Source organism: Draconibacterium halophilum (genome assembly GCF_010448835.1).
Lineage (GTDB): Bacteria > Bacteroidota > Bacteroidia > Bacteroidales > Prolixibacteraceae > Draconibacterium > Draconibacterium halophilum.
In genome coordinates, this window is sequence record NZ_CP048409.1 from 1942573 (window position 1) to 1958247 (window position 15675).

9 protein-coding genes are annotated in these 15675 nt (G+C 41.4%); 7 read left to right on the forward strand and 2 right to left on the reverse strand.

Going from position 1 to position 15675, the window contains the following annotated elements; genetic code table 11:
* Nucleotides 1-100 precede the first annotated feature (100 nt).
* Together G0Q07_RS07875 and G0Q07_RS07880 are read left to right on the forward strand one after the other, a co-directional pair.
* A complete protein-coding gene (locus tag G0Q07_RS07875; protein WP_163345570.1) occupies nt 101-4255 on the forward strand; it encodes a hybrid sensor histidine kinase/response regulator transcription factor in 4155 nt (1384 codons plus the stop codon).
* A 156-nt stretch (nt 4256-4411) separates the two neighbouring features.
* Nucleotides 4412-5587, forward strand: a complete 1176-nt coding sequence (locus G0Q07_RS07880; RefSeq protein ID WP_203532699.1) for a glycoside hydrolase family 43 protein — start codon at nt 4412-4414, stop codon at nt 5585-5587.
* Nucleotides 5588-5710: 123 nt separating this feature from the next.
* Here G0Q07_RS07880 and G0Q07_RS07885 read toward each other — a convergent pair whose 3' ends face one another.
* Nucleotides 5711-6619, reverse strand: a complete 909-nt coding sequence (locus tag G0Q07_RS07885) for a helix-turn-helix domain-containing protein (protein WP_163345571.1) — start codon at nt 6617-6619, stop codon at nt 5711-5713.
* Between the two features lie 123 nt (nt 6620-6742).
* Between G0Q07_RS07885 and G0Q07_RS07890 the strand changes: the two genes are divergently transcribed.
* From G0Q07_RS07890 to G0Q07_RS07905, 4 genes are all read left to right on the forward strand, one after another.
* Nucleotides 6743-8530, forward strand: coding sequence for an L-fucose isomerase (locus tag G0Q07_RS07890; protein WP_163345572.1), 1788 nt, complete (start codon nt 6743-6745; stop codon nt 8528-8530).
* A gap of 5 nt (nt 8531-8535) precedes the next feature.
* Entirely contained in the window at nt 8536-10011 is a 1476-nt protein-coding gene (fucK, locus tag G0Q07_RS07895; protein WP_163345573.1) for an L-fuculokinase, read from the forward strand.
* A 35-nt stretch (nt 10012-10046) separates the two neighbouring features.
* Entirely contained in the window at nt 10047-10841 is a 795-nt protein-coding gene (rhaD, locus tag G0Q07_RS07900) for a rhamnulose-1-phosphate aldolase (RefSeq protein WP_163345574.1), read from the forward strand.
* A 90-nt stretch (nt 10842-10931) separates the two neighbouring features.
* Nucleotides 10932-12134, forward strand: a complete 1203-nt coding sequence (locus G0Q07_RS07905; protein WP_163345575.1) for a multidrug effflux MFS transporter — start codon at nt 10932-10934, stop codon at nt 12132-12134.
* A gap of 102 nt (nt 12135-12236) precedes the next feature.
* Here the strand turns inward: G0Q07_RS07905 and G0Q07_RS07910 are convergent, their stop codons facing one another.
* Nucleotides 12237-12989, reverse strand: coding sequence for an NUDIX hydrolase (locus G0Q07_RS07910; RefSeq protein ID WP_203532700.1), 753 nt, complete (start codon nt 12987-12989; stop codon nt 12237-12239).
* Between the two features lie 185 nt (nt 12990-13174).
* Between G0Q07_RS07910 and G0Q07_RS07915 the strand changes: the two genes are divergently transcribed.
* Nucleotides 13175-15604, forward strand: coding sequence for a glycoside hydrolase family 3 N-terminal domain-containing protein (locus G0Q07_RS07915; RefSeq protein ID WP_163345576.1), 2430 nt, complete (start codon nt 13175-13177; stop codon nt 15602-15604).
* Nucleotides 15605-15675: the final 71 nt, after the last annotated feature.

Genomic DNA, 15675 nt, shown 5'->3' on the forward strand with positions numbered 1-15675 from the left:
TGTTTTAATAGTAAAAGTTACTATTAATGAAAGGAGTGCCGGTTTTCGGCAGAAATTTGTTATTTTGAAATTGAAAACTTTAAACGACGTGTAGACTGCAATGCAGAAGACTTTTATTATACTATTTTTTGTACTTGTTTATAGCTATATAACCACGGCTCAAAACGAGCTTTATTTCTCACATTTGGGAACTGAGCATGGACTGACCATAGATAAAGCTAATGACATTGTTCAGGATCAAAAAGGATTTATTTGGATTGGTACCATAAATGGATTGACCCGGTATGATGGTTACGACTATGTAACTTATCAGCCCCAATATCATGATTCAACTTCTATCTCGAACCGTGAAATTACGAAGTTACTGGTTGATAAAACCGGAAATTTGTGGATTGGAACAGCAAGTGGTTTAAATTTTATGGATGTTCGGGACGGTACAATAAAACGCTATAAAATCAGAAACCGAATAATGTCGTTGCTGGAAGATGACAAAGGTTTTATATGGATTGGTACCTGGAGCGACGGACTCTACATTCTCGATCCGGAAACAGGAGAAATGAAACACTATTTAGCCAATGATGTAATTAGCGATTTACACCTTGATTCCAAAAATATTGTGTGGATTGCTTCGTACAACGGCTTGCTGCGTTTTAACCCTGAAACCGGAGATTATAAACGTTATGTTCCGGAAACAGGAATAAATTCAATTTCAAATGCAACCGTTACCCAGGTAGTAGAAGCAGATGAAGGGGTTCTTTGGATTGGAACCTGGGGAGGAGGATTGAACAAAGCTGTTTTAGATGATGACGGAGAGATTGTTCGTTTTCAGGTGTATCGGGTGGAAGACAGAGAGGGCAGTATTGGAGATAATGGAGTTTATCGTTTGTTTTACGATCAGTTTCATAATCTTTGGATCGGCTCATGGAACGAGGGATTAAGTTTATTGAAACGCGATCAGCAACAACTTTCGCCTGAAGAAGCTCAATTCTGGGTTTATGAAGTTTCGGTTGATAATCCGGGGAGTTTGTCTTCGAATGCAATTTCAACAATTTTTGTCGATAAAAGCGGCTTACTTTGGGTTGGTTCAGCAAAAATCGACAGAGCTTCGATAACAGATAAAGGATTAAGCCGTTATGTTTTGCCATTGAGGATCGACAACCTGGGAAACAAAATCGTAGTGCAGTGTTTTGCGGCCTACAAAGATCAATTATGGGTGGGAACATCTTATAATCTGTTACAATATGAAAAACAAAATGGGGTATATGTGCTGAAAAACAATTACGGAGAACAAACTTATACGCACAATGGGAATACTTTTATCGCTTATTCCATTTTCGACATGTTTGCAGATAGCACCGGATTATGGTTGGGTACGGAAGATGCCGGAGTAATTCATTACAATTATACGTCCGATCTCAGTCTTGATCTTACACATCGTGAATATTATAATTCACTAACACAGCCTTTATTACCCGGGAATAAGGTTGTTGATATAATTCCATCAAAAAAATATTCGGATGTAATTTGGGCCGGTATCAGAGAACGGGGCTTAGTTAAAATGAAGACCGATTCGCGAGGGAAACTGTCAATTGAAAGTATTGGCCGGAGAAATGGATTTGGCGCATTAAGCAGCAATATAATTAGAACCTTGCACGAAGATCGCTCAGGAAAGGTTTGGATTGGCACCGAAAACGGGCTTAATTGTTACGATCCCGAAACTGGAAATATGAGCTATTATTTTTATTCACCTGCTGATACGAATTCGTTAAATGATAATACCATAAATGCCATTCTCGAAGATTCGTTTGGTAATTTGTGGATAGGGACAAACTCAGGATTAAACAAAAAGATTGAAACTTCTGACAAATCGGGAAATACTTCTGTAAAATTTAAAGGATTTCCCGAAACTGAATATATCCAAAACGGATATATATCGGGTTTAATGGAGGATCAGCTCGGGCATTTGTGGATTCGTACTTTCCAGGGAATGTTGGTGTTTGGTGTTGAAAACGAAGAAATTGAGGAAAAATACTTCTCGCAGGATTATCGAAATGATCGATTGGAACGAAATACCGAAATGCCTTTGTTGGATGGTAGAATGTTAGTTGGTAATTTAGCACGTTTTGCATTGTTTGATTCGCAGAGTATTAATAATACATCGGAGTCGTCCGGCGTTGTTTTATCCGATATCCGTGTTTATGATAAAAGCATGAACCGGGAGAATAAGTTGAGAAAAGATTATGGTTTAACTTCGGCGGTCGCCTATGCCGACAAAATTGCGCTGTCGAATAAGGATAAAATGATCACGTTCAGTTTCTCCGATATGGATTTTATTAATTCGGGGGAAAGTGGTTATTCTTATAAATTGGAAGGCTTTGATACTCAGTGGAACAATGCTGAAAGAAGAAATACGGCTACCTATACAAACCTTCCTCCGGGCGATTATACATTTAAAGTTGCCGTAACCCAGGGTAAATCTCCTGACCTCGATACCGTTTCTTCATTTCGGGTAATAATGATGCCACCATGGTGGAAATCGAAATTAGCCACAATAATTTATCTGTTCATATTTTTAGGACTTTTGTACTTTTTTCAAAAATACTCGATTATTAATGCACGAAAAAAGAGTGAGCTGGCATTTGAACATTTGAGGGCAGAGGAATTAAAAAAACTTGATGAACAGAAAACACTTTTCTTTACAGATATCACACACGAGTTGCGAACGCCGCTAACACTTATTCTGGGCCCATCAAAAGAATTATTGGACGATAAAAACCTTACGCCCGAGTCGCACAAGCTGGCACACCTGATTAATACCAGTACCTATAAACTTTTGCGTTTGGTTAATCAATTGTTGGAGTTCAGGAAAATTGAAAAAGGTATTCCTGATAGTCTATATATTCAATACTGTAATTTGACAAACCTGCTTCATGAAGTTTTCAAATTTTTTAAACCAATGGCCGACTCGCGGCAAATTGAATTTAGTTTAAATACCGCCCCCGAAAATATTATGGCCTATTTTGACCCTGACAAAATGGAGAAAATAGTGTTTAATCTCTTGTCGAATGCATTTAAATATTCGCCCGATAACAGTGCTATTTCTATAAATGTATTCGAGCGCAACAACACCGAAAATGAAAAAAAGGTGGTGATAGAAGTACAAGATAGTGGTATAGGAATTGCCAAAGAATACCAGGAAAAAATATTTGAGCGCTTCTTTCAGGTGAAGCAGATACGAACACAAAGTACCGGCGGAATTGGATTGTTTATGGCCAAGGCAATGATTGAGCAGCATGGCGGAACAATTCAGTTAGATAGCGAAGTGGGTAAAGGAAGTTGTTTTCGCTTATTTTTACCCATGAGTAAAGAGCTGGCAGCAAAGGCTGTGAAAAACGAGAAATGGAAACCGGAGGATTCTCTAACTGGCTCCGCTCAACCGGAAGATACTATTTTCGACAATATTTTACACGACAATCCTTTTGGTGGCTTGGATAGTAAAAAACCACATGTATTGGTTGTTGAAGATGATACTGACCTGAAAGAATTTTTGTGTACCGGCTTATCAAAACATTTAAATGTTGAGTGTGCCGGAAATGGGAAGGAAGCACTTGCGAAAATTAAAGAAAACGTTCCCAATCTGATTCTTTCAGATGTGATGATGCCAGAAATGGATGGTTTTGAGCTGTGTAGCATACTTCGGAACGATCTGGATTATTCGCATATTCCTGTAATTTTTCTTACGGCCAAAACCATGCACGAAGACCAGATAAAAGGATTAAAACTTGGGGCTGTCGATTACATTCACAAACCGTTTAATATGGTTTCTTTGTCGCTAAAGATTTTCAATTTACTGAACCTGCAAAAACAAAAACAAGAACGTTTGCGCACCGAACAACTGCTGGAGCCCGGGCATATTGAGTTGTCATCGTTGGATGAGGAATTTCTGAAAGCTGCCGTTCAGTCGGTACAAAACAACCTGGATAATACTGATTTTGATGTGGAAGCTTTTAGTGCCGAACTTAAAGTTAGTGCCAACCAGGCCTATCGAAAAATAAAAGCATTAACCGGGCAAACAGCTAATGAGTTTATTCGTACGCAACGTTTAAAAGTCGCATCGGGCCTGCTTGTTCAGAATAAACGATCGATTAGTGAAGTAATTTATATGGTTGGGTTTACAAGTCCGTCGTATTTTAGTCGTTGTTTTAAAGATTTCTACGGTTGTACACCAAAAGAATATATTGAGAAAAATACATAGCACCGGTTAGTACATACAGTTTGAGGTCCTATTTGTTGAATATGTACAATTGTCTAGTTAATTTATGGCAATATATTCCAAAACAGACTGATATTTTTGCAAAACCTTGTCGGAATAATTAGAATTAAATCAATAAAACCAAAATAACCAGTTATCATGAAACTACGATCTAACCAACATCTTTCAATTCTACTTACTGTCTTTTGTGTGTTTTTAATGGTTGTATTAATGGGATGCAGTTCGAAAAGGGACCAGCCTAAAGGAACTCAAAATTTTGCTCCGGGGCAACCATGGTTAGATAGCGACAGCTTGCATATTAACGCACATGGAGGAGGAATTCTATATTCCAACAATACATATTATTGGTTTGGCGAACACAAAAGCGAACATACCAGTTCTGCACAGGTGGGGGTAAACTGTTATTCATCAACCGATCTTTACAACTGGAAGCACGAAGGTGTTGCACTGCCTGTTAGCGACAGTGTTGGTAGTGAAATTGAGGCTGGTTGTGTGATGGAACGCCCGAAGGTTATTTACAACGCAAAAACACAAAAGTTTGTATTGTATTTTCATTTGGAACTAATAGGAAAAGGCTATGATGCCGCTCGCGTAGGAATTGCCGTAAGCGATAATGCTATAGGACCATATACTTATTTGTATTCGTTACGGCCAAATGCAGGAATGTGGCCACAAAATATGACCGAAGAACAGAAAAATAGCAACGTCACACTGGATGATTTTTCCGATTGGTGGACGGATGACTGGATGCAAGCCGTTGATAATGGTTTGTTTATCCGTCGCGATTTTGAAGGAGGGCAAATGTCGCGCGATATGACCTTGTTTGTTGATGATGACGGGAAGGCTTATCATATTTATTCCTCGGAAGAAAACCTTACACTGCATATTGCCGAACTGAGTGATGATTACTTAAATTACACCGGAAAATACATCCGCGTTGCACCCGGTGGACACAATGAAGCGCCCGCAGTTTTTAAGAAAGACGGAACGTATTTTATGATTACCTCGGGTTGTACAGGCTGGGATCCCAATGCTGCCCGAATGTTTACCGCTGAATCGATTTGGGGCCCCTGGGAACAACATTCAAATCCTTGTGTTGGCGAGGATGCCGATCTGACATTTCACTCACAAAGCACCTATATTTTACCTGTTACCGGGAAAGATGATGCTTTTATTTTTATGGCCGACCGCTGGAATCCGAAGAAACCAATTGATGCAACATATATTTGGTTGCCTATTGAGTTTGAGGACGAATTGCCGGTATTAAAATGGAAGAATCAATGGGATCTTAGTGAATTTGCCGAAACAAAATAATAATCTGAGTTCGATACTAAATATTAACCTGAGAAATACAGAAATGTGCAAGATTTAGAATAGAACTCAGTTAATAGTAATTTATAAAAGCCGCAGCAGGACATTCTTACTGCGGCTTTTTTGTCAACTCATTCCAAACTCCTTTTTATACCGCGCCGGAGAAATTCCGGTACTTTGTTTAAAGATCCGGGAAAAATGGTAGCGATCGGCAAAACCTGTTTTTTGTGCAACTTCATCAATACTTAAGTTCGAATGATGAAGCATGATACATGCGCTGTCGATTCGTTTGTTACGCACATATTTCTGAACCGAAACACCTACTTCATTCGAAAAAAGCCGGATAAAAGCATTTGTTGCCATTTTGGCTTTTTCTGCTAAAGTTGGATTTTTTAAATCATTCGCTATATTTTCCTCAATGAATCGTAAGCATCTGATAATCCGATGATCGTTAGATATTAAATCCCAGTTTGATTCCGGTAATTCGGTGAGTAAATCGGCAATTAATGACTTTATCGCTAAACTTAAATGAAAGCTGAAAAATTTGTTGTCGTGATTCAGGTGATTTTTAATCAACTGAAGTTTCGAATGGAGGTGGTCTGTTAGTTTAAACCTAAAAATACCCGGAGAAAAGTTGTCGTAGGGAATCCCAATATTAAAATGAATAAAAAAATGCAAAAGACTTGGTTTTGAAGACGCTACATTGCGCTCGGAATTCAGGTTTACCGGCCCTCCTTTCATATTATATCCGGCGTCAGGTATTTCATAATCGTACAAGCGAGTTGCATAAGATGTATTCGGAGGAATTAAGATTATTCTGTCAGGCGATAATTCATATTCAGTATTATTATAAACAATTTTAGCTCCTTCATAACTGTTGTGGTAAACACGCCAGTAAGGAAACGAAAGCTCTGAATGCTCCCACTGCTCAAGCCACCAGTGTCGACAGCAAAGTAACTGTATGTTATAGCTTGGAAAAAACTGAACAACATCAGAAGGATCACCTTTTTCCGGCTTGTTTTTAAGAATTACCATAAATCCTGATGTTAGAATTAGATACAAATGTAATAAAAATAGTCATTGCTATTAGGGCGGTATAGTGGTACCTTGTGGTCGCTAAATAAATACGATAAACTTTAAAAATCTAAATAAACAATTATGGCTAACAGACTAATTGGCGACTTGCCAAAAGTAGGAATTCGACCCGTTATTGACGGGCGTGAGCGTGGCGTGCGCGAATCGCTTGAAAAACAAGTGATGGATCTTGCCCAGGCAGCAGCAGCTTTTATCAGCGAACAATTAAAATTTCCGAGCGGCGAAACAGTAGAATGTGTTATTGCCGACACATGTATTGGAGGTGTAGCCGAAGCTGCCCTATGTGCCGAAAAATTCAGAAAAGAAGGTGTTGGCGTTTCATTAACGGTTACGCCGTGCTGGTGCTACGGCACTGAGGTGATGGACACCGATCCACTGCTGCCAAAAGCCGTTTGGGGTTTTAACGGAACCGAACGTCCGGGGGCCGTTTATCTGGCTGCAGCCCTGGCCGGATACACCCAAAAGGGATTGCCAACCTTTGGGATTTATGGTCGCGATGTACAAGATGCCGGCGATACAACAATTCCTGAAGATGTAAAAGAAAAGTTATTGCGTTTCGTAAAATCGGGTCTGGCAGTGGCTCAAATGAAAGGTAAATCGTATCTGTCGATCGGATACAGTTCGATGGGAATTGCAGGTTCGATGGTGGATTCAGGATTCTTTCAAAAATACCTGGGAATTCGTACTGAGTTTGTGGAGTCGGTTGAAATTCTGAGAAGAATTGACGAAGGTATTTACGATGCAGAAGAGTACCAAAAAGCATTGGCCTGGACAAAAGAAAACTGCAAAGAAGGGATTGACGTAAATAAACCGGAAGATAAGGTAGATGCTGCCCGTAAAGAAGAAGAGTGGGAGACGGTGGTTAAAATGACGCTCATTTGTCGCGATATGATGATCGGGAACGAAAAGGTTGTTGCTAAAGGATATCGCGAAGAAGGATTGGGAAGAAATGCAATTCTCGGTGGTTTCCAGGGGCAACGCCAGTGGACCGATTATAAACCAAATGCCGATTTTACGGAAGCCATTCTAAACTCCTCATTCGATTGGAATGGTATTCGTCAGGCTTTTGTTTTTGCTACTGAAAACGATAGTTTGAATGGTGTCTCGATGTTGTTTGGGCATTTGCTGAGTAATACCAGCCAGATATTTTCTGATGTACGCACTTATTGGAGTCCGGAGGCTGTAAAACGTGTTTGCGGAAAAGAACTAAGCGGTTTGGCCGAAGGTGGAATTATTCACCTGATCAACTCGGGTTCAACAACGCTTGATGCAACGGCCCAGCAACGCGATGAAGAAGGAAATCCGGCCATGAAACCTTTCTGGGAGATTACTGAAGAAGAAGCGCAAAAGTGTTTGGATAATACGCTGTGGCCACAGGCTGAACGCGGCTATTTCCGTGGAGGAGGTTATTCGTCGCAGTTTAAAACTGCCGGACAAATGCCGGTTACGATGAGCCGCGTAAACCTGGTTGACGGACTGGGACCGGTGCTTCAAATTGCCGAAGGTTGGACCGTTGAACTTCCTGACGATATTCATAAAATTTTGGATGAGCGCACAAATCCTACCTGGCCGACAACATGGTTTGTGCCACGTGTAAATGGCGCGGGAGCGTTTAAAGATGTATACTCGGTAATGGCCAATTGGGGTGCTAACCACGGGGCAATTAGTTACGGGCATATTGGTGCTGATTTGATTACGCTGGCCTCGATGTTGCGCATTCCGGTAAACATGCACAATGTTGATGAGGATAAGGTGTTCCGGCCAAGTGCATGGGTGTCGTTTGGCGAAAATAAAGAAGGAGCAGATTTTCGTGCCTGTGAATCGTACGGGCCGCTTTACGGTAAAAAATAATTCTTATGCCTGAAAAAGATCTGGCAATAGTATTCGATTGCGGAGCCACAAATCTGCGGGTGATCGCCATGGATGTACATGGCAAAATTGTGGCTTCGGAATCGACTGCAAACAATACAAGTCCCGATCCCGAATTTCCGGGGGGCGTAATCTGGGATGTGGAAGAAATGTGGGCAAAACTTTGCTCTGCATCGCAAAAAGTAATGGGCGCCATCGATACAAAACGAATTGCCGGCGTAACCGTTACAACTTTTGGGGTTGATGGTGCATTTGTGGACAGTGCAGGCAAAATGCTTTACCCGGTCATTTCGTGGCAATGTCAGCGTACAACGCCTGTTATGAACGAGATTGGGAAATATATTCCACTTGAAGAACTGTATGCCGAAGCTGCCACTTTTCCGTATGCGTTTAATACTATCAATAAATTTATCTGGATGAAGGAAAACCGGCCTGAGGTAATTGAAAAGGCCTATCGTTTTTTGTTTATCACCTCGCTGTTTATTTTTAAGCTAACGGGCGAATTGCGGAACGACGCTACTATGGCCGGTACCTCTATGTTGATGGATATGCAAAAGCAGCAACCCTCGGAGAAGATATTTGCAGCGCTGGACATTCGAAATGATATTTTGGGTGATATCGCTGAATCCGGAGAACCGGCAGGAGCCGTTCATCAAAAGGCTGAAACTGAAACGGGGATTCCGGCAAATGTACCGGTGTTTTTTGGCGGACACGATACACAGTTTGCGGTATTTGGTTCGGGAGCAAAAGAAAATGAACTGGTGCTGAGCAGTGGAACCTGGGAAATAATTATGGCGCGTAGTGCCGGGTTTAAATCGACAAAAAAGGAACTTGAAGCGCAGTTGACCACCGAAATGGATGCCGAGAAGGGACTTTGTAATATAGGGCAGAATTACCTGGCTTCGGGAATACTGGAGTGGTTTGCCAAAAATTTCTATTCGGAACTAAGCGGTGATGCTTTGTACGCTAAAATGATTTTTGATGCGGGTGAAGTTCATCCCGGAGAATCTTCGGTTTGGGTAAATCCTTCGTTTTACGGCGAAGGTGGAAGCAACAATTTTGGTACAATTAACGGTTTAACGATAAATACAACAAGGGGGGAAATATACCGGGCATTTCTTGAAAGCCTGGCGTATCGTTTGCGATATGGAATAGAAGCGCTGGAAAATGCTGGCGGTTTTAAAGCTGAGAAAATAATTTGCGTGGGTGGTGGATCAAAAAACTATCTTTGGAATCAATTGCGTGCTGATATTTGCAATTTACCCATACAACTGGTCGATCAGAAGGAAACAACCGTTTTGGGAGCAGCCTTGTTTGTGTTTGCCGGAAGTGGCGTGGCAAAATCACCCGAAGGAGCCCGGAAGTTGGTGGATTATAATCCTAAAATTATTGAGCCATCAGAAAGTCAAAAGCTGTACGGCGAATTGTATCAGGCATTTAAAGAACGCATGCAATACATTTAATTGAATAGTTGAATAACAAAACTTAATTATTAATTGTGGATGCATTAAAAAAACTTCCGGCGGAGGTCGTAAAACATATTTATCAGGTTAGCGAAGTTGCCGGTTATTTATGGGAAAAGGAATGGGCCGAAAAAAGCTCAGGAAATATTTCCATTGATCTAAGCGGACTTTTCCCGGAATCAATTATAAACCGGATTCATGACGAAGTTTCCTTCGATTTTCCAATCGATGCAGCCGGGATGGTACTTTTTGTTACCGGTTCGGGTTGTCGGTTGCGGCATCTTGTAGATAGAGTAGATGAAGTTGCAGCAATTATAGCTGTTAATTCAACCGCTACGGCCTATTCGGTTTTGTGGGGAGGCAAAAGTGCCGGATTTAAACCCACTTCCGAATTGAGGGCGCACATAAAAATTCATCTTTTTAATGCAGCAAATCATACCGGCCGAAAAGCTGTCGTTCATGCACATCCAGGTGAGTTGGTTGTTTTAAGTCACCATAAACTGTTTAAGGATGAGGCTTTATTTAATCACTCGCTCTGGAAGATGTGCCCGGAAATAAAATTGTATGTTCCGCGGGGAGTTGGTTGTGCCGGTTATGCTCGGTATGGAACCGAAGAACTGGCAAATCTAACGCTTGAAGCATTGAAAAACCACGATATTGTTTTGTGGGAAAAACACGGCGCTTTAGCAACCGGAGTGGATATAGAGGAAGCGTTCGACTTTTTGGATGTGGCCAATAAGGGAGCTAAACTTTTGTTGTTGGCATGGAATGCCGGATTCGATCCCGAAGGACTGTCGCCTGAACAACTGGATGATTTGATGAAGCCCTGAATGTGTTAAATTCTGAGTTAGTAAAACCGTAATAATTCAGGTCTTCGTTTAAAACTTATACCTTCGCGCCCAATTTGAAACGATTCACGTATGAGTTTAAACCGCACAAGCAAATTTTTTATTCCCGTATTCACAATGGTTATGGCTGCTATGGTGGCTATGTCGCCATTTGCAATTGATACCTACATTGCTGCCTTACCCGATATTGCTGAATTTTTTGGCGTAAAGCTAAACGTAGCTGAGTTGACCATTACATTGTATTTTATGGGATTTGCCTTTGGAAACTTTTTCGGTGGACCCTTGTCTGATGCTTTTGGACGAAAAACAATTGCCCTCACCGGAATTGCGCTTTACGGTTTGGCCTCTTTACTCATAACTACCTGCACCAAAATCGAATATGTTCTGTTGTTGCGTGTGCTTCAGGCTTTTGGAGGAGGTTTTGCAACGGTTACGGGGAATGTGTTTATTCGCGACTGGTACAGCGGAAAACAGGTAGCTCGTTTTGTTACCATCATTAGTATGATCATTATGCTGGCTCCTCTGTTTGCTCCGGTTATGGGCGCCGCATTAATTCATTGGTATGGCTGGGTGAGTATCTTTTGGTTTTTGCTGGCATTTGCCATTCTGTTGTTTTTATCCATGTGGTTGCTTATTCCCGAATCGCGAGCTCCGGAGCTGATCACCCGAAAAATTACGGGGCGGCAACTGTTGGAAAAGTACCGGGTATTTTTCTCGAGTAAACAAAGTACTATTTTGCTGTTTGCCATTAGTTTACCCATGTCGGGCTTGTACATTTTTATTACGGCGGCATCGTTTATTTATATCGAGTATTTCAATATCAGCCAATTGCGCTTTCCGCTGTTTTTTAGTGCAAATGTTGTTCTGAACATCATGCTTTCGTTTTTAAATACTATTCTTTTGAAGAAACACGATCCGGAAAAGATTTTGCGCTACGGCTTATTGTTGCAGATGCTTTCGGGCGTAACACTGGCCATTTCGGTGTTGATGCCCGAGCCGCAATTGTGGGCAGTATTTGCATCAATTGTGTTGTATGTGGGAAGTTTAGGTTTGGTTTTTGGAAACGGAACGGCCACAATTCTGAATCATAATCCGGAGGTTGCAGGATCGGCAAATGCTACTATCGGAATTGCCCGCTTTGCCATTAGTGCGCTAATCGGAAGTATAATGGCAATGTTTCACACCGGCGATCTTATCCCATTCGGCTTGGTATTGTTTTTCTGTACCCTCTCAGGAAATATCCTGTATAATTGGGCTTTGCGGATTAAAGCGTAAGTTTTTTACTATTTCCCATCCTGTAATAGTTTTACAGCCTCCTGAAGATGCGTCAATATGTAGCAGGATAATGTTTGTTAAGGAATTAGTCGCTACCTGTTGTTACCAGATTCCACTCAATCCATCTTCCAAAGCTTTTTGGTAGCGTTCCATATTAAACGAATACAAGTACGGCGATTTGTGTGCACCACCTGTTTTCCGTTCTTTTAGCTTGTCGAGAATGTTGTAGTTTAACATTTTGCGCTGAAAATTGCGTCGGTCCAGATCACGGCCAAGAATCGTTTCATAAAGTGTCTGAAGTTCGGGCATGGTAAATTTCCGGGGTAACAGTTTTAAACCAATGGGTTGCTGGTTAAGCTGTAAACGCAAAGTGCTGATGGCCTCCTGAATAATTTGTTTATGGTCGAGCAGCATCGAAACATCCTCATTTAAAGATACCCAATCACACCGGTCGGAGAAAAGGTCGGGTGTTGGTTTTACTTTCCGAAAGTCAACCAAAGAATAAAACCCAACAGAGATAAAACGTTTATCAAAAAAAGTCTTGTCAGGCTTTGAGCCGGCCATGTCGGCATCGAGTATCGCTTTATTCGATTTTGATCTTTCCGGATCGCTAAATACCTTAAATTGTTTTAAAAACAGCTTGTCAAGCCCGGTGCGCTCTCTAACTATTCGTTGTGCCGCCTGCTCAAGCGTTTCATCATATTTTAAAAATCCTCCGGGAAGCGAATATTCCTTTGAATACTTTAAATGTAAAAGCAATACTTTAAGCTCATTGTTGTTAAACCCGAATATCACACAATCGATTGATATGTGATTCATGTACTCTGTTGAATTGATCGGCGTTGTTTTATCCAAGGTCTTTAATTTTTATGCTTACAAATTAGAAAAAATTCTCGAAGTACTAACTGGATATGTTTAAAAATATAATAATGTGTCGCATTGACACTAGGTGTGAAATTTATTCCTATCTTCGTCGCCGTAGATAAGACATATCGATAAACTATAACAATAAAATTTAAATTAGAACTAAATCATTCTCCATGATCTGTAATAAACTTAGACTAAACAGTGTGCTGACCCTCCTTGTATTATTACTTGTATCCGGCAGTCTGTCGGCAAGTGTTTCACAAAAAAGCGTAAAAGAAATCGTTAAGTCAATGACCCTGGAGCAGAAAGCTCAGTTGGTTATTGGCACAGGAATGTATTTCCCATTACCCGATTCTATTCGCGAAAAAATGCCACCAATGTTTGGTGGAGGTTTGGATACCAGCACTCCTTACGGAAAAATGATTGATAAAATCAGAGGTTATTTACCCGGAACTGCAGGCGTTACAGCAGAATTTCCTGACTTAGGAGTAACCAGTCAAACATTGGCTGACGGTCCTGCCGGATTACGTATCAGCCCAATCCGCGATGGTGAAACCGATACTTATTATTGTACAGCTTTCCCGATTGCAACCGTAATGGCTTCATCGTGGGATACTGATTTAGTAGAATCGGTAGGAAAAGCGATGGGTAAAGAGGTGCTGGAATATGGTGCCGATGTTCTTTTAGCACCTGCATTGAATATTCAACGTGATCCACTTTGCGGACGTAACTTCGAATATTATTCGGAAGATCCGCTGGTATCCGGCAAAATGGCAGCTGCCATGGTGAATGGCATTCAGTCGAACGGAGTTGGAACTTCCATCAAACACTTTGCGGTAAACAACCAGGAAACCAATCGTATGTCGGTTGATGTAATTGTTAGCGAACGTGCTTTGCGCGAAATTTATCTGAAAGGTTTTAAAATCGCGGTTCAGGAAAGTCAGCCATGGACAGTGATGTCATCTTACAATAAAGTAAACGGAGTTTATACTTCAGAGAGTCATGATCTGTTGACTAAAATTCTTCGCGACGATTGGGGATTTAAAGGTTACGTAATGACCGACTGGGGCGGGGGTAGCGATGTTGTTGCCCAAATGAAAGCCGGAAACGATATGATCCAGCCCGGTTCGCCTGAGACCATAAAAACGCTTATCGAAGCCGTTGAGTCAGGAAAGCTCGATGAATCGGTTTTGGATACAAATGTTGAGCGTATTCTGAATATTATGGTTGAGACACCACGATACAAAGGATATAAAATATCGAACAAACCAGATTTAAAAGCACACGCGGAAGTAACTCGTCAGGCCGCTACCGATGGAATGGTATTACTGGAAAATAACGGTGCACTTCCATTTGCAAACAGCATAAAAAATGTAGCCGCATTCGGAAATGCTTCCTACGATTTTATTTCAGGAGGTACCGGTAGTGGCGACGTGAATGAAGCTTACACGGTTTCGTTGTTGGAAGGCCTGCAAAATGCCGGTTACCAAACTTACGACGAACTTAAAAAGACTTACGAAACCTACATGGAAGAAGCGAGTAAAGTGCAGGATAAATCCAAAAACTTTATTGCTGCTTTAATGGGTGGAAAAATTCCTGTTGAAGAAATGGCTTTGGATGCCTCGATTGCTGAAGAGATGGCTGCAAAAGCTGATATTGCCCTAATCACTATCGGCCGAAATGCCGGAGAAGGTGGCGACCGCGAAGCTGTTGAAGGCGACTTCTATTTGAATAAGAACGAAAAAGACCTGATCAAAACAGTTACCGACGCTTTTCACGCAAAAGGTAAAAAAGCGGTGGTTATTCTGAATGTAGGCGGCGTAGTTGAAACCGCCAGCTGGAGCAATATTCCTGATGCTATTCTTTGTGCATGGCAACCTGGACAGGAGGGTGGTAATTCGGTAGTTGATGTACTTTCAGGAAAAGTAAATCCGTCAGGTAAACTGGCACAAACTTTCCCTGTGAAATATGAGGATGGTTCGTCGTCGGATAATTTCCCCGGCGAGGCAATAAAAGTTGAGGGAGCAGAAGATAATACCGCCGACCAATCCGGTTTCTCGATGATGCGCCGCGTACCCTGGGAAGTGGTTTACGAAGAAGATATTTACGTGGGGTACCGTTATTTCAATACTTTCGATGTGCCGGTTGCCTACGAATTCGGATACGGAAAATCGTACACAACATTTGAATACAGCAACCTGAAACTGAGCGACAAAAATTTAAATGGTAAAATTACGGTTTCCATCGATGTGAAAAATACCGGTGATGTTGCGGGTAAAGAAGTGGTTCAGGTCTATGCCAGCGCGCCGGGTAAATCACTTGAAAAACCGGAAGAAGAGTTGGTAGCCTTTGGAAAAACTGCGCTGTTAGAACCGGGAAAATCTGCAACTCTATCATTTGATATTGATGCGGCACTTTTGGCTTCGTTTGATGAAGGAAGTACAAGCTGGATTACAGAAGCCGGTGATTACACCATAAAAGTTGGAGCCTCGTCGAAAGACATTAAAGAAAAAGCAACATTTTCTGTTGCCAACGATATAACAGTTCAGAAGGTATCAAAAGCTATGGTGCCTGAACGCGACTTTGAAAAAATGCATAGGTAGTGGGACTTGGTTAAATACTCTCTCCCTGGAATAGTTCAGGGGGGAGTTCCCTTTTTCCTTAACCTGTGTAA

Coding starts and splice junctions, on each gene's coding strand:
- G0Q07_RS07875 (WP_163345570.1), top strand. CDS start 101: ATGCAGAAGACTTTTATTATACTATTTTTTGTACTTGTTTATAGCTAT.
- G0Q07_RS07880 (WP_203532699.1), top strand. CDS start 4,412: ATGAAACTACGATCTAACCAACATCTTTCAATTCTACTTACTGTCTTT.
- G0Q07_RS07885 (WP_163345571.1), bottom strand. CDS start 6,619: ATGGTAATTCTTAAAAACAAGCCGGAAAAAGGTGATCCTTCTGATGTT.
- G0Q07_RS07890 (WP_163345572.1), top strand. CDS start 6,743: ATGGCTAACAGACTAATTGGCGACTTGCCAAAAGTAGGAATTCGACCC.
- fucK (WP_163345573.1), top strand. CDS start 8,536: ATGCCTGAAAAAGATCTGGCAATAGTATTCGATTGCGGAGCCACAAAT.
- G0Q07_RS07905 (WP_163345575.1), top strand. CDS start 10,932: ATGAGTTTAAACCGCACAAGCAAATTTTTTATTCCCGTATTCACAATG.
- G0Q07_RS07915 (WP_163345576.1), top strand. CDS start 13,175: ATGATCTGTAATAAACTTAGACTAAACAGTGTGCTGACCCTCCTTGTA.